The sequence below is a fragment of the Enterobacter sp. DC1 genome (assembly GCF_000568075.1).
Classification (GTDB): domain Bacteria; phylum Pseudomonadota; class Gammaproteobacteria; order Enterobacterales; family Enterobacteriaceae; genus Enterobacter; species Enterobacter asburiae.
The window spans coordinates 12,850-29,973 of the sequence record NZ_AZUA01000007.1; the positions used below are offsets into that span (position 1 = coordinate 12,850).

The 17,124-nt window shown below is 57.5% G+C and carries 16 protein-coding genes; 9 read left to right on the forward strand and 7 right to left on the reverse strand.

Annotated features, from left to right (window positions below; all coding sequences use genetic code 11):
• The first annotated feature begins 81 nt into the window (after window positions 1-81).
• Both tag and P346_RS04730 read left to right on the forward strand, forming a co-directional pair.
• Window positions 82-663, forward strand: coding sequence for a DNA-3-methyladenine glycosylase I (tag, locus tag P346_RS04735; protein ID WP_029741572.1), 582 nt, complete (start codon window positions 82-84; stop codon window positions 661-663).
• Entirely contained in the window at window positions 641-1,087 is a 447-nt protein-coding gene (locus tag P346_RS04730; protein WP_032661790.1) for an N-acetyltransferase, read from the forward strand. Before tag ends, P346_RS04730 begins: the two co-directional genes overlap by 23 nt.
• On the opposite strand, the gene P346_RS04725 is transcribed toward P346_RS04730, so the two are convergent.
• The gene (locus P346_RS04725) at window positions 1,050-3,329 is read right to left on the reverse strand and encodes a molybdopterin guanine dinucleotide-containing S/N-oxide reductase (RefSeq protein ID WP_050597648.1); all 2,280 of its coding nucleotides are present in this window, start codon (window positions 3,327-3,329) and stop codon (window positions 1,050-1,052) included. The genes P346_RS04730 and P346_RS04725 overlap by 38 nt on opposite strands.
• 211 nt (window positions 3,330-3,540) lie before the next feature.
• Here P346_RS04725 and P346_RS04720 point away from each other — a divergent pair, with 211 nt between their 5' ends.
• The 6 genes from P346_RS04720 (at window position 3,541) to ghrB (ending at window position 9,520) form a co-directional block, all read left to right on the forward strand.
• A complete protein-coding gene (locus P346_RS04720; protein WP_032661795.1) occupies window positions 3,541-4,203 on the forward strand; it encodes an OmpA family lipoprotein in 663 nt (220 codons plus the stop codon).
• Window positions 4,204-4,332: 129 nt separating this feature from the next.
• Window positions 4,333-5,349, forward strand: a complete 1,017-nt coding sequence (locus P346_RS04715; protein WP_023309954.1) for a LacI family DNA-binding transcriptional regulator — start codon at window positions 4,333-4,335, stop codon at window positions 5,347-5,349.
• A 103-nt stretch (window positions 5,350-5,452) separates the two neighbouring features.
• Window positions 5,453-6,202 carry a sugar phosphate isomerase/epimerase family protein gene (locus tag P346_RS04710; RefSeq protein WP_032661798.1) on the forward strand — a complete coding sequence of 250 codons (750 nt, stop codon included), beginning with the start codon at window positions 5,453-5,455 and terminating at the stop codon, window positions 6,200-6,202.
• Between the two features lie 3 nt (window positions 6,203-6,205).
• Window positions 6,206-7,144, forward strand: coding sequence for a sugar kinase (locus tag P346_RS04705; RefSeq protein ID WP_032661801.1), 939 nt, complete (start codon window positions 6,206-6,208; stop codon window positions 7,142-7,144).
• A 94-nt stretch (window positions 7,145-7,238) separates the two neighbouring features.
• A complete protein-coding gene (locus tag P346_RS04700; RefSeq protein WP_032661804.1) occupies window positions 7,239-8,519 on the forward strand; it encodes an MFS transporter in 1,281 nt (426 codons plus the stop codon).
• A gap of 26 nt (window positions 8,520-8,545) precedes the next feature.
• Window positions 8,546-9,520 (forward strand): glyoxylate/hydroxypyruvate reductase GhrB, encoded by a 975-nt coding sequence (ghrB, locus tag P346_RS04695; protein ID WP_032661806.1) that lies wholly within the window; start codon window positions 8,546-8,548, stop codon window positions 9,518-9,520.
• 58 nt (window positions 9,521-9,578) lie between these two features.
• On the opposite strand, the gene cspE is transcribed toward ghrB, so the two are convergent.
• Window positions 9,579-9,791, reverse strand: a complete 213-nt coding sequence (gene cspE, locus P346_RS04690) for a transcription antiterminator/RNA stability regulator CspE (RefSeq protein WP_003860775.1) — start codon at window positions 9,789-9,791, stop codon at window positions 9,579-9,581.
• A gap of 247 nt (window positions 9,792-10,038) precedes the next feature.
• Window positions 10,039-10,749, reverse strand: coding sequence for a DUF3053 domain-containing protein (locus tag P346_RS04685; protein WP_023309949.1), 711 nt, complete (start codon window positions 10,747-10,749; stop codon window positions 10,039-10,041).
• A gap of 331 nt (window positions 10,750-11,080) precedes the next feature.
• On the opposite strand from P346_RS04685, the gene P346_RS04680 reads away from it, so the two are divergent.
• Window positions 11,081-11,368: an HTH-type transcriptional regulator gene (locus P346_RS04680; RefSeq protein WP_023309948.1), complete on the forward strand. Its 288-nt coding sequence runs from the start codon at window positions 11,081-11,083 to the stop codon at window positions 11,366-11,368.
• Between the two features lie 38 nt (window positions 11,369-11,406).
• Here P346_RS04680 and P346_RS04675 read toward each other — a convergent pair whose 3' ends face one another.
• The 4 genes from P346_RS04675 to P346_RS04660 form a co-directional block, all read right to left on the reverse strand.
• Window positions 11,407-13,026 carry an ABC-F family ATP-binding cassette domain-containing protein gene (locus tag P346_RS04675; protein WP_032661811.1) on the reverse strand — a complete coding sequence of 540 codons (1,620 nt, stop codon included), beginning with the start codon at window positions 13,024-13,026 and terminating at the stop codon, window positions 11,407-11,409.
• A gap of 575 nt (window positions 13,027-13,601) precedes the next feature.
• The gene (glyS, locus tag P346_RS04670) at window positions 13,602-15,671 is read right to left on the reverse strand and encodes a glycine--tRNA ligase subunit beta (RefSeq protein ID WP_032661814.1); all 2,070 of its coding nucleotides are present in this window, start codon (window positions 15,669-15,671) and stop codon (window positions 13,602-13,604) included.
• 9 nt (window positions 15,672-15,680) lie between these two features.
• The gene (gene glyQ, locus P346_RS04665) at window positions 15,681-16,592 is read right to left on the reverse strand and encodes a glycine--tRNA ligase subunit alpha (protein WP_003860141.1); all 912 of its coding nucleotides are present in this window, start codon (window positions 16,590-16,592) and stop codon (window positions 15,681-15,683) included.
• Between the two features lie 160 nt (window positions 16,593-16,752).
• Complete coding sequence (locus P346_RS04660) at window positions 16,753-17,058, reverse strand: YsaB family lipoprotein (RefSeq protein WP_032661816.1); 306 nt, start codon at window positions 17,056-17,058, stop codon at window positions 16,753-16,755.
• Window positions 17,059-17,124: the final 66 nt, after the last annotated feature.

Genomic DNA, 17,124 nt, shown 5'->3' on the forward strand with positions numbered 1-17,124 from the left:
AACTATTGTCTTTATAGTAAACACGTCAAGCCAGTCAGAACGAAATTTTTGCAAAATCAGTATCAATAAGGGAGATGACGGATGGAACGTTGCGGTTGGGTGAGCCAGGATCAGCTTTATATCGACTATCACGATCGGGAATGGGGCGTGCCGGAAACGGATGGCAAAAAACTCTTTGAGATGATCTGCCTGGAGGGCCAGCAGGCGGGGTTGTCATGGATTACGGTACTGAAGAAACGCGAAAACTACCGTAACGCCTTCCACCAGTTCGATCCTGTCGCCGTCGCCGCCATGACTGATGAGGATGTGGAACGGCTGGTGCAGGACGCCGGCATCATCCGCCATCGCGGTAAGATCCAGGCCATCATCGGTAACGCACGCGCTTACCTGGCGATGGAACAAAACGGCGAATCGTTTTCAGATTTTGTCTGGACGTTTGTGAACAACGATCCGCAGGTCACCCGGGCCGCCACGCTCGCGGAAATCCCGGCCTCAACCCCGGCCTCGGATGCCCTCTCGAAGGCCCTGAAAAAACGCGGCTTTAAGTTTGTCGGCTCCACCATCTGCTACGCCTTTATGCAGGCCTGTGGCCTGGTCAACGACCACGTTACCGGCTGCTTCTGTCATCCGGGAGGCCATCATGATCCGCAAATGGCAAAGTGAGAATACCGCGCCGCTTCTGAGCCTGTGGCTTGAAAGCACCACGGAAGCGCATCCGTTTATCGAGCCGGGTTACTGGAAAGAGAACGAGGCCATGGTGCGGGACGTTTACCTGCCGTCGGCGGAAACCTGGGTCTGGGAACAGGATGGCGAGCCATACGGATTTATCAGCGTGATGCAGTCTCAGTTTGTCGGCGCGCTGTTTGTCGCACCGTCATGCATCGGGAAAGGTATCGGGCGCGCGCTGCTGAACCATGTTCAACAGCGCTTCCCGCATTTAACCCTGGAGGTGTATCAGAAAAATGTGCGGGCGGTGAATTTCTACCATGCTCAGGGCTTTCGCATTGAGGACAGCGCCTGGCAGGATGATACCCAGCACCCGACGTGGATCATGAGCTGGCAGGCGGATCAAACGCCGTTAAGGTAAGCTCGGGTCCCTGATATTTCTCTACCCAGGCCAGCGCCGTGTTCCCTGCGCAGCCATTCCCCAGCTTCGAGCTGGGGAGATCTTTAGTCAGCACGTTAACCGCCCCGTTTTTACAGATCCCTCCCTCGGCGGGCTCAAGGTCGGGCCAGGCGCCCTGATGAATGCAGATCACGCCCGGTTTAATCCCGTCGCTCACCACCGCCCCTGCCAGCACCTGCCCGCGCGAGTTCCAGACGCGCACCACGTCGCCGTCCGCGATCCCCCGGGCTTTCGCATCGAGGGTATTCAGCGTGATCGGCTCTCGCCCGGCGACCGCATACTGCTCGCGCAGGGAGGTATAGTTAAGCTGGCTGTGCAGACGGTGCGCGGGATGCGCAGACAACACCTGCAGCTGTTCCGGCTGGGCGTTGCCGTGCCACTCGTCCGGCTCGAGCCACATAGGGTGTGGCGGGCAGTCGGCATAGCCAAAGCTGGCGATACGCTCGCTGTGGATCACGATCTTTCCACTCTCGGTTTTCAGCGGGTGGCTCTCCGGGTCGCGGCGGAAATCGGCAAAACGGACAAACTTCGCGTTCTGTTCGCTCTCCGGCATTTCGACGATCTGGTTCGCTTCCCAGAATTCAGCAAATGGCGGAAGCGTCACGCCCTGTGCCGCGCCGCGCTGGCCGGCAATCTGGTAGAAGGTTTCCAGCCATTGCAGATCGCTTTTCCCTTCGGTAAAACGCTCGCGACCGCCCGCTTCCCACAGCTCGCTCAGTTCAGCAAACACGTCAAAATCATCACGCGCCTCATCGCGCGGGGCGACAACGCGCTTCATCGGAACCATATGCTGGTTGCTGTAGTCGCCGGTCATGGTGAGATCGTTACGCTCAAACGAGGTGGTCACCGGCAGCACGATATCTGCATGCTTAGCCGAGCCGGTCCAGAAGCACTCGGAAATCACCACCAGCTCCGGCTTTTGCCAGGCGCGGATCAGGCGATTGGTATCCTGATGGTGCGTGAAGTTCGACCCGCCCGCCCACCAGACAAATTTAATGTCCGGGAAGTGGCGGTCCATACCGTTGTGCTGATAGAAACCGCCGGGGTTTTCCAGGGCTTCAACAATCCGCGCCACCGGGATTTTATCCACGGCATCCACGCCGCCCTGCACCGAGCCTTGCAGAGACGCCAGCACCGCCGCTTTACGCGTCGGGTTGCCGCCGTTCGCAAAGTGATAGGAGAGACCAAAACCCCCGCCCGGCGTACCGATCTGCCCAAGCATTGCGGCAAGCGTTACCAGCATCCAGTGTTTTTGCTCGCCAAACTGCTGACGCTGCATCCCCCAGCCGGACATTAACATGGTGGTGTTTTCATGGAACAACGCCGCCAGTTCGCGGATTTTCTGCGCTTGAACGCCGCAAATATCTGCCGCCCACTCTGCCGTTTTCGCTACCCCATCGGATTGGCCCGTCAGGTAGTCGGCGAATTTATCGAAGCCGGTGGTACAGCGCGTCAGGAATTCGACGTCGTGCCAGCCGTTTTCGACCAGCGTATGGGCGATACCCAGCATCATCGCCACGTCGGTGCCCATATGCGGGGCGATCCACTCGGCGCCGTCGCCGAAGAAATCCATAGTTTCTGAGCGCATTGGGTCAATGCAGATGATGCGCTTGCCGCTTTTGCGCAGCGCGTCGAAATACCCAATGCCCTGCTCGTCGCTGGCATTCCAGGCAATTTTCAGCGTGTTGAGGGGGTTAGCGCTCCAGAGCACCACCACGTCGGTGTGCGCCAGCACAAGCGGCCAGCTGGTCTGCTGCTGGTACACTTCGTTCCCCCCCACGACGTACGGCATGATCGCCTGCGCCGCGCCGGTGGAGTAATCCCCGAGATGGCCTGTATAGCCTCCCGCCAGGCTCATGTAACGCTGCAGCAGCGTCGAGGCCTTGTGCAGCACGCCGTTAGAACGCCAGCCGTACGACCCGGCGAAAATGGACGACGGACCGTAGCTGTCGCGAATGCGCCTGTGCTGGGCGTGGATCAGCGCCAGCGCGTCATCCCAGCTCACGCGAATAAACTCATCCTGACCGCGGATCCCCTGTGGCTTATCCGGCGAGGCCAGAAAACCTTTACGCACCATCGGCCAGCGCACGCGCGTTTTGCTATGCACCTGATCGCGAACGACGGTCTGTAACGAGTTGGGATGTTGGGTTGGCAGTGCCCCGCGGGACGACAGAACATTTTCGCCATCGGTTTCGACCAGCATCGGCCCCCAGTGGGCGGCGGTCAGAATGGTTTTCGTTGAGGTGCTCAAGCGTGCGCTCCTGGTTGCGTGCAGGTTTACGGCCTTCTTTCTGAGGCAGTTTATGGTTTGTCACAAATTTCAGAGTTATACCCGGAATTTTCTCCGTATCTGGACGTCATAATCAACTGCCACGCTCGCCGTGGCAAAGAATAAAAAGGATTAAGGAAAGAAGATGAAAAAACGCGTACTCGTTATTGCCGCTCTGGTGAGCGGTGCACTGGCTGTTTCTGGCTGCACAACTAACCCTTACACCGGTGAGCGTGAAGCGGGTAAATCCGGCATTGGCGCGGGTATCGGCTCGCTGGTCGGCGCAGGCGTTGGGGCGCTCTCCTCCTCCAAGAAAGACCGCGGTAAAGGTGCGCTAATTGGTGCAGCGGCGGGTGCGGCACTGGGCGGCGGCGTAGGCTATTACATGGACGTGCAGGAAGCGAAGCTGCGCGACAAAATGAAGGGTACCGGCGTGAGCGTTACGCGCAGCGGCGATAACATCATCCTGAACATGCCGAACAACGTGACCTTCGACAGCAGCAGCGCGACGCTGAAATCGGCGGGCGCGAACACCCTGACCGGCGTGGCGATGGTGCTGAAAGAGTACAACAAGACCGCCGTGAACGTGATGGGCTACACCGACAGCACCGGCAGCCAGGATCTGAACATGCGTCTGTCCCAGCAGCGCGCCGACGCCGTGGCCAGCTCGCTGATTACCCAGGGCGTTGAAGCCAACCGCATCCGCACCAGCGGTATGGGCCCTGCCAACCCTATCGCCAGCAACAGCACGGCGGAAGGCAAAGCGCAGAACCGCCGCGTTGAGATTACGTTAAGCCCAATTCAGTAATTGCATTTCCCCCTCTCCCCGTGGGAGAGGGCCGGGGTGAGGGCATCAAGCCGCACACCCCGGCATGAACCACTTGCCATCGTTGATTTTCCCGCTAAGGTATTCTCACTAAATTCAGGGAAATCAGCGATGAGCAAACCAGCCCGGGCCACCATCAGCGACGTGGCGAAAGCCGCCAAAACCGGTAAAACCAGCATTTCGCGCTATCTTAACGGCGAGAAACACCTGCTGTCCGACGCATTGCTGGCGCGTATTGAACAGGCCATTGCCGATCTCGACTACCGTCCCAGCCTCATGGCGCGGGGGCTCAAACGCGGCCGCACCCGCCTTATCGGGCTTATCATCGCCGATATCACCAACCCCTATTCCGTTAACGTGCTCAGCGGTATTGAAGCCGCCTGTCGCGAGAAGGGTTTCACGCCGCTGGTCTGTAATACCAACAACGAAGTCGACCAGGAGCTGCATTACCTCGATCTGCTGCGCAGCTATCAGGTCGAAGGGATTGTGGTGAACGCGGTGGGCATGCGGGAAGAGGGGTTAAACCGCCTGCAGCAGTCCTCTCTGCCTATGGTCCTCATCGACCGTAAAATCCCGGAATTTGCCTGCGATGTGGTCGGTCTGGATAACACCCAGGCAGCCACTACCGCCACCGAACATCTGATCGAACAGGGCTTCGAGGCCATTCTGTTTCTGAGTGAACCGTTAGGGATGGTCAATACCCGTCGCGAGCGCCTGAGCGCATTTCGCACCACGCTGGAGCGATATCCCGGCGTGATCGCCGAAAATGCCGAAACGCCGCTTCACGAAGCTGACCAGCTCGATAACACCCTGCGCCAGTTCCACACGCGCCATCGCGGTATGCGCAAAGCCGTTATCTCCGCCAACGGGGCGCTTACGCTTCAGGTCGCCCGCTCGCTCAAGCGCATTGGCCTGCACTGGGGCAGCGATATCGGTCTGCTGGGGTTTGATGAACTGGAGTGGGCGGAGCTGGCGGGCGTCGGCATTACTACCCTCAAACAACCTACCTGGCAAATTGGCTATGCTGCTGTTGAACAAGTAGTTCGTCGCATTGAAGGCACCAGCGATGCCGTTCGCGAGCAGGTCTTCTCCGGCGAGCTGATCGTTCGCGGCTCCACGGCGCGTTAATTTTCCCTTGTGATACCGATCATAAATTCGACATCCTGACCTTTTCTTTGGAACCGGTTCCATCTAGCGTAATAGTATTGATATGTTGCGATGGAGTCCGAAGATGGGCAGGAAAATTATGGTGGTCACCGCCGCGTACGGTGCGGAACAGGTGCGACAGGCGGGCGGTCAGCGGGCAATGCTTCCCGTCATTGCAGGCGCAGGGGCAGACGGCGTGGAGATCCGCCGGGAATTGTTCAACAGCGAAGAGCTGCTGGCGCTGCCTGCGCTGGGAGAATCCATTGAGCTGCTCGGCCTGCTGGCGTGCTATTCCGCCCCCGCCGCCCTGTTTTTGCCTGACGGCACCCTCAACCCGGACCTGACCCGTTATCTCTCAGAGGCCAGCACCCTGAACGCCCTGTGGCTGAAGGTTTCCCTGGGCCATTTCCGCGACGCGCAGCCTCTCGACGGCCTGCGTACCCTGCTGAACGCAAGCGGCATGGCGCTGGTCGTGGAGAACGATCAGACCGACTGCGGACAGCTCGCGCCCATGCAGCGCTTCCAGGCCGCCTGTCGGGAAATGGCCTTACCCGTCACGCTGACCTTCGATATGGGCAACTGGCTGTGGGTTGGCGATTCGCCTGAAGAGGCCGCGCGTCATCTGGCCCCTGCGGTGAGCTATATCCACGTGAAAGCCGCCGTGCCGCATAAAGATAACTTCCGCGCCGTGGCGCCGGATCACGCCGATGCGCGCTGGCTGGATCTGCTCGGCCAGCTGCCTGCCGATGCCCCGCGCGGTATCGAGTTCCCGCTGGAAGGGACGGATTTAACCGCCGTTACCCGCCATTACGTCAACCTGCTGCGCGAGGAGTAAACCATGCACAAGACGCTGGATGTCATCACGATTGGCGAAGCCATGGCGATGTTTGTCGCCACTGAAACGGGTGAGCTGAGCGCGGTAGAGCACTTTATCAAACGCGTGGCGGGCGCAGAGCTGAACGTCGCAACCGGCCTGGCGCGTCTCGGCCTTAACGTCGGCTGGGTCAGCCGCGTGGGGGACGACAGCTTTGGCCATTTCGTTCTCGGCTCGCTGAAAAAAGAGGGAATTGATGCCGCAGGCGTCACCCTCGATGGACGCTTCCCTACCGGCTTTCAGCTTAAATCTAAGGTCGAAAATGGAACCGATCCCATCGTGGAGTATTTCCGTAAAGGATCGGCCGCAAGCCACCTCTCTGTAGCGGATTACCACACCGACTATTTCGCCTCCGCGCGCCACCTGCACCTGAGCGGCGTGGCGGCAGCGCTGTCCGCCAGCTCGTATGAACTGCTGGATCACGCGGCAGCCACGCTGAAAGCCCAGGGAAAAACGATCTCTTTCGATCCGAACCTGCGCCCGGTGCTGTGGAAAAGCGAAGCGGAAATGGTCGAGAAGCTCAACCGCCTGGCGTTCAGAGCGGACTGGGTTCTGCCGGGCCTGAAAGAAGGGATGATCCTGACCGGCGAAAGCACGCCGGAAGGCATTGCCGATTTCTACCTGAATAAAGGGGTAAAAGCGGTGGTGCTGAAGACCGGCGCCGATGGCGCATGGTTTAAGACGGCCGACGGCCAACAGGGCGCGGTCGCGGCGGTGAAGGTTGAGAACGTTGTCGACACCGTCGGCGCGGGCGACGGTTTTGCCGTGGGCGTAATTAGCGCCCTGCTGGAAGGCAAAACGCTGCAGCAGGCCGTCGCGCGGGGCAACAAGATTGGCTCGCTGGCCATTCAGGTGCAGGGCGACAGCGAAGGACTACCAACGCGAGCAGAGCTCGGCGTTTAAATACCCACTCCCACAGGGAGAGGGCCCAAATAATTAAGCCACCGTGTACCCTACAGACAACGGCGGTAACAACCTCAACAACAGAGGCAAGCCTATGAACAGTTCGACCAATGCAGTAAAACGCTGGTGGTACATCATGCCAATCGTGTTTATCACGTACAGCCTGGCGTACCTTGACCGTGCCAACTTCAGCTTCGCGTCCGCGGCGGGGATCACAGAGGACCTCGGCATCACCAAAGGTATCTCCTCCCTGCTGGGTGCCCTTTTCTTCCTGGGCTATTTCTTCTTCCAGATCCCCGGCGCGATTTATGCGGAACGACGCAGCGTGCGTAAGCTGATCTTCGTCTGTCTGATCCTGTGGGGCGCCTGCGCGTCACTGACCGGCGTGGTGAACAATATTCCTGCCCTGGCCGCCATTCGCTTTATCCTCGGCGTCGTTGAGGCGGCGGTCATGCCGGCGATGCTGATCTACATCAGCAACTGGTTTACCAAATCTGAACGCTCGCGCGCGAATACCTTCCTGATCCTCGGTAACCCGGTGACGGTACTGTGGATGTCGGTGGTGTCTGGCTACCTGATCCAGTCCTTCGGCTGGCGCGAAATGTTTATCATCGAAGGGGTGCCGGCAGTGATCTGGGCATTCTGCTGGTGGGTGCTGGTGAAGGATAAACCTGCCCAGGCGAAATGGCTTTCCGAAGACGAAAAAGCGGCGCTGCAGGCGCAGCTGGATAAAGAACAGCAAGGCCTGAAGGCGGTTCGCAACTACGGTGAAGCCTTCCGCTCGCGCAACGTGATCCTGCTCTGCGCGCAGTACTTTACCTGGAGCATCGGCGTGTATGGCTTTGTGCTGTGGCTGCCGTCGATTATCCGCAGCGGCGGCGAGAACCTCGGCATGGTAGAAGTGGGCTGGCTCTCTTCCGTACCGTATCTGGCCGCGACCATCGCCATGATCGTCGTCTCCTGGGCGTCGGACAAGCTGCAGAACCGAAAATTGTTTGTCTGGCCGCTGCTGCTGATCGCTGCTTTTGCCTTTATCGGCTCGTGGGCCATGGGTGCAAATCACTTCTGGGCCTCTTATACCCTGCTGGTGGTCGCCGGTGCCGCCATGTATGCCCCGTATGGTCCGTTCTTTGCCATCATCCCGGAAATGCTGCCGCGTAACGTCGCGGGTGGCGCGATGGCGCTAATTAACAGTATGGGTGCGCTGGGGTCGTTCTGCGGCTCCTGGTTCGTCGGCTACCTGAACGGTGCCACCGGCAGCCCGTCCGCATCGTACATCTTTATGGGGGTGGCGCTTTTTGCCTCCGTGTGGCTTACTCTGATTGTTAAGCCTGCTAATAATCAACAACACCCTGTCGGCGCACGCCACGCCTGAATCCTTAAAAATCAACGGAGATTAGCATGAAGCCGTCCGTCATTTTGTACAAAGCACTGCCGGAAGATCTGCAGAAACGCCTTGAAGAACACTTCACCGTCACGCAGGTGAATAACCTGAGCCCGGAAACCGTGGCGCAGCACGCCGAAGCGTTCGCCAGCGCTGAAGGCCTGCTGGGTTCAAGCGAGAAAGTGGATGTCGCTCTGCTGGAGAAAATGCCGAAGCTTCGTGCTACCTCTACCGTTTCCGTGGGTTACGACAACTTCGATGTGGACGCCCTTAATGCCCGCAAGATCCTGCTGATGCATACGCCACATGCCCTGACGGAAACCGTGGCCGACACGCTGATGGCGCTGGTACTCACCACTGCGCGTCGCGTGGTGGAAGTCGCCGGGCGCGTCAAAGCGGGCGAGTGGACAAAAAGCATTGGTCCGGACTGGTTCGGCGTGGACGTTCACGGCAAAACGCTGGGCATTGTTGGCATGGGGCGTATCGGGCTGGCACTGGCGCAGCGCGCGCATTTTGGTTTTAACATGCCGATTCTGTATAACGCACGTCGCCATCACGGTGAAGCCGAAGAACGCTTCAACGCCCGCTACTGCGAGCTGGATACTCTGCTGCAGGAAGCCGATTTTGTCTGCCTGGTTCTGCCGCTGACGGACGAAACGCGTCATCTGATTGGCAAAGAGGCGTTTAAGAAAATGAAGCAGTCAGCCATTTTCATCAACGCGGGTCGCGGCCCGGTAGTGGATGAGAAGGCGCTGATTGAAGCTCTGCAGAACGGTGAGATCCATGCCGCAGGTCTGGACGTGTTTGAACAGGAGCCGCTGCCGGTGGATTCCCCACTGCTGGCAATGCCAAACGTCGTCGCCCTGCCCCACATCGGCTCAGCCACCCATGAGACGCGCTACAACATGGCGGCCACTGCGGTCGATAATCTCATCGCCGCCTTAAGCGGAAAGGTGGAGATAAACTGTGTGAACCCGCAGGTGCAACGATAGAAACGAAAAAACCCGCCAGAAGGCGGGTTTTTGAATTTTGTGCTACTGGGTTGGAAGCTTACAGGCTTACAACGTTACCAGCTGCTGGGCCTTTAGCGCCGCTTTCGATGGTGAAGGAAACTTTCTGACCTTCATCCAGAGATTTGTAGCCATCGTTCTGGATAGCAGAGAAGTGTACGAACACGTCTTTTGAGCCATCGTCAGGAGTGATGAAGCCGAAACCTTTATCAGCGTTGAACCATTTTACCAGACCAGTCATTTTAGCAGACATAGAAATTACCTTATTAACAAATATATTGTGCCTTCCGGCTTGATGGATTGCGTTACAGATTTTTAAGCGATGAAGGAAGGGTCACAACGAAGGGTATCTATGGATAACAATCTGGACTGCTTTACTAAACTGCTTTAGGTCTGTGTAACAAACCGACGGGGATAGTTATACCGATGTGGTAGAAGAATGACAAGCGTTATTTTCGATAAGCATAAAAAAACCCCGCCAGAGGCGGGGTTTTTACGGTTTATTCTGTGGCCGTGACTGCGGCACTCCAGGCCTGGCTAAAGGCCTGATGCTGGGAGGCCAGCGGCCCAATCAGCGTATTATACTGGCTTGCCTGCTGCGAGGTCGGGAACTGAATGCCGTTGGCAACAAAGCTCACCTGAGTATCCTGCTGGGCAATAAAGTCGCCCACCTGAACCAGCTGCTGCGTGAAGATTTGCGCGGCCGGAATCAGCGGTTGCAGCGCTTCAGACGGTTTCGTCACCACTTTCTCATACACTTTGTCGAAGACCGGTTTGAGATCGTCGCCCTGCTTCAGCGCAGAACGTGACGCGTCAGCCTGCATTTTCGCATTCTGCAACTGCTGGCTCAGCACGCCAAGCGCACCGTTGGACTGGCGAAGCGGTTCACGCTGCGTCATATAATCCTGCGGAACGCGGATGGCGTTCACGCTATCCACCACGGGACGAATTCCGGAATCCATCGCCTGGCTCACCTGCTGTGAATAACCATAAAGAATGGCGTAATCGGACACGAAGGGGCCAAACTGTTTTTTCTGATCCGCAGTCAGCGTCGGCAACCGCTCGCCGCTGCGCATCACTGTATTCTGTAGAAAATCGATAAACGCTTTGCGCTGATCGCCTTCTTTATCAAAACACCCACTCAGGCTAACAACCATCAACAACGCCGCAATAGGCGCAAACCAGCGAGAGCAGGACTTTCCTGTCGCCATTTTATTACTCCTTTCACCCAAAAAAGCGCACACCGGCACACGCGTGCCCGACGCTGACAAGGATAGTCCAGGTCAGCCTTGCAAGATACTCTTTTCATGCAAAACGGCTATTGCCGATTTATTTCTTATCATTTACAAAAAAATACCTGCCGAAGCCGACATATGAGTAATCAGGTAATTAGCATAACTATCCATATCGCTGAATCGGGTAAAGCGATCGTTATCGCACGATTAATCACACCCGTGACGATCCTGGGTTCGTATTAGGGACTATTCTTAACTGGCTCTCTGATGTTCTTGATCACGATGTGAGATTTAAGAGGAGTCCTCAATGGAATATAAAGATCCTGAGTTTGAACTGCTGAGCAGTCTGGAACAGATCATTTTTAAAGATGTACCGCAGACGATTAGCCTGCAACAAAAATCCAATCCCTTTACAGAATATGAGCAATTGCGCAAAGGGACAGGACTTAAAACCGAAGAATTCGCCAGAGCGATGGGTGTCAGCGTGGCTATGGTGCAGGAGTGGGAGTCAAAACGTGAGAAACCCACCCCAACCGAGCTAAGGCTGATGCGCCTGATTCAGGCCAACCCTGCACTTAGCAAACAGATAGCGTAGTGAAGATTGAATGCCCCCGCCTCTGCGGGGGCTTGTGTTTAAAGGCTCTCGCAACGCCAGCCCGCCTCTTCCCAAACCCATTCATGCGTTAACGTTAAGCCTCTTAGAAAAGCCTCATCGTGTGATACCACCAGCAGAGCCCCGGGGAAACTGGCCAGCGCCGCTTCAATGGCCTGGACCGAGGCCAGATCCAGATGGTTGGTCGGTTCATCAAGCAGCAGAAGCTGCGTGGCCTCCGCGCGCCACAGCACGCAGGCCAGGGCGGCCTTAAGACGCTCGCCGCCGCTGAGCTCCGCCAGCGGGAGCGTAACTTTGTCGGCACCCAGTTGAAGCTGGGCCAGACGGGTTCGCAATACCCCCTCTTCCAGAGGCGTATGACTCAGGTTGAGATGCGTCATGACCGACTGCGAAAGATCGAGCCGGGACAGATGCTGGTCGAGATAAGCGCAGCTGACTGAAACCTTACAGGTACCCGAACGGGGGGCAATCTCGCCGAGGAGGGTTTTTAACAGCGTCGATTTGCCGCAGCCGTTCGGTCCCTTTAACGCCACGCGCATCGGTCCGTCCATCCGCAAGTTGAGCGGAGGAACAGGCACATGCGGCAGCACCAGATCCTCCAGCACCAGCACCTGCTTCCCCTCCGGGATCTGGCTCCCCGGCAGGGTGAACATTACCGGGTTATCTTCCTCAACGCGTTCACGCGCCTTATTTACCGCGGCGTTCAGGGCTTCATTTTGCTCGCTGTGCTGTTTTTTCCAGGAGCCGATCCGCTCCTTTGCCGCGCCTTTATATTTGACCCGCTCGAACGACGCGATATTCAGGGTATCGACGGTGCGCAATGTCTTTGCCGAACGCCGCTGGCTGTCATCATGCTCTTTTTGCATGCGTACCCGAGTGCGTTTGCGCTCGGTTGCAGCATGTTCCAGCGCCGCGCGGGCCGCCTGCTGTTCGGCATCGCGCTGGGTTTGATAATCCGCATAATTCCCGCCGTAGCTGCGCAGACCCGAGGCGCTCAGCTCGAGGATACGCGGCACCTGCTCCAGAAGTTCGCGGTCATGAGAGGCCACCAGCACGCCGCCCTGAAAACGACTGAGCTGGTCGTAGAACCACGCCCGGCCATGTCGATCCAGATGGTTAGTAGGTTCGTCAAGCAGCATGAAATCCGCCTCAGCCGTAAACGTCCCGCACAGCAGGGCGCGAATGCGCTCGCCGCCGCTGAGTTCACCGGCGGGTTTATCCGGGTCAAAGGGTGGGAGCTGCGCATTGATAAACGCCTCGCTCAGGCGCTCGGCAACATCCCAGTGACCGTCGAGCAGCTCCAGATCGTCAGGCTGGTAATCGCCGCTGTCGATGCGCTTACGCGCCGAAAAAATCGCGTCATACCCGAGCAGTTCAGCAAGCGTCGTCTGCGGCAAAATGACGTGCTGCTGCGCCACCCAGGCATGCGAGCCAAAGCGTTCGATATGACCGGAAGCCGGTTCGTCCAGCCCCGCAAGCAGACGCAGCAGACGCGTTTTACCGCTGCCGTTGCGGCCAACCAGCGCGCACAGGGAGGGTTCCAGCGTGAGATTCAGCGGACCAAAAAGGGTATCGCCCGTCGGAAACTGACAGGTGACCTGATGCAAAATAAAAGAAGGGGACTGCGCAAAATGAGCCATAAGCACTCCTGAATGAAATCAAAACATCCCCTGCCGACGCGGTGGCGTTTAGCAAGGATCGAAATTCATCAGTCGTGTTTGTTCATTTTTGGGGGGCGCTCCAGCGCTAGTAAATTAACGCGATAAGGATAGCGGTAATGTGTTGACCATTTCAAGGTTAAATTTTGGACGATTTGTACTCTCTCTCCCTTTGGGCTAAGGGATCCCCACCAAATATTGCCTGCACAGACGGCCCCCTCTCCCTTGAGGGAGAGGGCTGGGGTGAGGGGGAGCATACGGCTAAACCTGCCGGATGGCGCTGCGCTTATCCGGCCTACAAAAGCTCCATAAAAAAACCCGCCGAAGCGGGTTTTAAGACTGCTGACAACGTGCATTTTGTGAGTTTCGCCCGGCGGCGCTACGCTTGCACGGGCCTACAATAAATCGTGCAACCCCATTGATATCGTCACACAATGTAGGCCGGGTAAGCGCAGCGCCACCAGGCAAGAAAGACGGCTCAAATGCTTATGACAGGGCCTGTCATCAATTTAAAAACCCGCCGAAGCGGGTTTTTAGCATTTGTAACAACGGGCACATTACTGCAGCAGCGAAATATCCGCTACGCGCAGGAACAGCTCGCGCAGTTTCTCGAGCATGGAGAGACGGTTAATACGCAGCTCTTTATCTTCTACGTTCACCATCACTTTCTCGAAGAAGGCGTCGATAACGTCACGCAGCTCGGCCAGCTCCACCAGCGCTTCCTGGTAGCGACCTTCCGCGAAGTACGGCTCGAGCTTGTCGCGCAGCACCACAACCTGCATCGCCAGAGCGATCTCTTCCGGCTCTTTAAGGGTCGCGGCGTTCACGCGCTCGTTCAGCGTCTCGTCGGATTTCGCCAGAATGTTGGATACACGCTTGTTGGCTGCGGCCAGGGCAGATGCCGCTTCCAGCGTACGGAAGTGGGAAACCGCCTTCATACGCGCATCGAAATCAGCCGGACGGGTCGGACGACGCGCCAGCACCGCCTGAATGGTGTCAACGGTGTAGCCTTCGTCCTGATACCACGCGCGGAAACGACCGAGCATAAAGTCGATCACGTCATCCACAACGTTCGCGTTGGTCAGCTTGTCGCCGTACAGACGCACCGCTTCTTCGGTCAGGGTCTGCAGATCGAGGTTCAGGTTCTTCTCAACGATGATACGCAGCACGCCCAGCGCAGCACGACGCAGCGCAAACGGGTCTTTGTCGCCTTTCGGATGCTGACCGATACCGAAGATACCCGCCAGGGTGTCCATCTTATCGGCAATCGCCACGGCGCAGGCAACCGGGTTGGACGGCAGTTCGTCACCCGCAAAGCGCGGCTGATACTGCTCGTTCAGGGCCACGGCCACGTCTTCCGCTTCGCCATCGTGACGCGCGTAGTGCATGCCCATCACGCCCTGGGTGTCGGTAAATTCGAACACCATGTTGGTCATCAGGTCGCACTTGGACAGCAGGCCAGCACGCGTCGCGTGGTTCACATCTGCACCGATTTCGCGGGCGATCCAGCCGGACAGCTCCGCAATGCGGTCGGTCTTGTCGCGCAGCGTGCCCAGCTGCTGCTGGAACAGCACGGTTTGCAGGCGCGGCAGGTTATCTTCCAGACGCTTTTTACGGTCGGTGTTGAAGAAGAACTCTGCATCCGCCAGACGCGGACGAACGACTTTCTCGTTACCGGAGATAATCTGGATCGGATCTTTTGATTCGATGTTCGCCACGAAGATGAAGTTTGGCAGCAGCTTGCCGTCGTTGGCGTAAACCGGGAAGTACTTCTGGTCACCTTTCATGGTGTACACCAGCGCTTCAGCCGGAACGGCCAGGAATTTCTCTTCGAACTTCGCGGTCAGCACAACCGGCCATTCAACCAGAGAGGTCACTTCTTCCAGCAGGCTTTCGCTCAGGTCGGCGTTACCGCCAATCTGGCGCGCCGCTTCTTCGGCGTCCGCTTTGATTTTGGCTTTACGCTGTTCGTAGTCGGCAATAACTTTACCGCGCTCCAGCAGGATCTGCGGGTACTGGTCAGCATTGTCGATGGTGAACTCTGGCTCGCCCATAAAGCGGTGGCCGCGGATCACGCGATCGGACGCCACGCCCAGAATGGTTGCCGGGATAACGGTATCGCCCAGCAGCAGGGTCACGGTGTGCACCGGACGCACGAAGTGAACGTCAGACGCGCCCCAGCGCATCAGCTTAGGAATCGGCAGCTTCGCCAGAGAGGTGGCAATCATGTCCGGCAGCAGCGCTTCCGCGCTTTCGCCTTTCACGTGCGCACGGTACAGCAGCCACTCGCCTTTATCCGTGGTCAGACGCTCGGCCTGATCAACGGTGATGCCGCAGCCGCGCGCCCAGCCTTCAGCCGCTTTGCTCGGCTTGCCTTCCGCGTCAAACGCCTGGGCAATCGCCGGGCCACGTTTTTCGACTTCACGATCCGGCTGAGACGCCGCCAGATTTGCCACTTTCAGCGCCAGACGGCGAGGTGCGGCAAACCACTCAATTTTACCGTGTGCCAGGCCAGCGTTATCCAGCTCGGCGGTCACGTTCGCAGCGAAAGATTCAGCCAGGCTGCGCAGGGCTTTTGGTGGCAGCTCTTCGGTGCCGATTTCCACCAGGAAAGTTTTCTCAGACATGGCCGCCTCTTATTTGTTTCGGTTGCACATCGGGAAGCCAAGGGCTTCACGGGACGCGTAGTAAGCTTCTGCAACGGCTTTGGTCAGGGTACGAATACGCAGAATGTAGCGCTGACGTTCAGTCACGGAGATGGCTTTGCGGGCGTCCAGCAGGTTGAAGCTGTGGGCGGCCTTCAGAATACGCTCGTAAGCAGGCAGCGGCAGCGGAGTCTCCAGCGCCAGCAGCTGCTGCGCTTCTTTCTCGTACTGCTCGAAGCAGGTGAACAGGAAGTCCACGTCCGCGTATTCGAAGTTATAGGTGGATTGCTCCACTTCGTTCTGATGGAACACGTCGCCGTAGGTGGTTTTACCCAGCGGGCCGTCGCTCCAGACCAGGTCGTAAACGCTGTCTACGCCCTGAATGTACATCGCCAGACGTTCCAGACCGTAGGTGATTTCACCGGTGATCGGCTTACATTCCAGACCACCCACCTGCTGGAAGTAAGTGAACTGGGTCACTTCCATGCCGTTCAGCCACACTTCCCAACCCAGACCCCAGGCACCCAGCGTTGGGTTTTCCCAGTTATCTTCCACGAAGCGAATGTCGTGGATGGTTGGGTCCATACCCAGCTCTTTCAGCGACCCGAGGTACAGTTCCTGAATGTTGTCTGGTGATGGCTTAATCACCACCTGGAACTGATAGTAATGCTGCAGACGGTTCGGGTTTTCACCGTAACGACCATCGGTCGGACGACGAGAAGGCTGCACATACGCGGTCGCCATTGGCTCTGGCCCCAACGCGCGCAGGCTGGTCATCGGGTGTGAAGTGCCGGCGCCGACTTCCATGTCCAAAGGTTGAACAATGGTACAGCCCTGACGAGCCCAGTAATCCTGTAAGGTCAGGATCAGGCCCTGGAAGGTCTTGGTATCAAACTTTTGCATAGTATTTCGTGCTGGATACGTGTGGTTTTAAATGGAAGGGACCAGTATACCCGCTGGCTGCAAGATATACAGTACGAAACGGGGTTGTTTAGGGAAAATTGGGAAATAAGCCTTGCGGCCAGAACGCTGGCGGCGTCTGGCTGTTGATTATGCGAGCAGGCTAGCGCATGGAGAGGTGTAAAAACTGACCGTCCGCATCAAACGAGCAGACAAAGCCCTCTTTGCGCGACGTATGGCCCCGCAGCTCGTAGCTTCCCTGAAAACGCTCAAACCCGGTGACATCAATTTTCTGTACGTCAGAGTTATAGCGGCGAGCGGCCCGATCTTTACAGAGCGCTTCCATATCCAGTGAACGTTCCGGGCTCATTTTACCCTGCTGCGCTTTTTGCACAGGTGCTTCTTGCGGCGCGCTGCATCCCGCCAGGATGAACAGCAGAAAGAGTGACGCCACACGCTTCATCATCATTTTTATTACCGCCCTGGTCAGTGGCTGTTATTTTTAGTATCAAAGCTTTTATAGATTAAGGTCCGG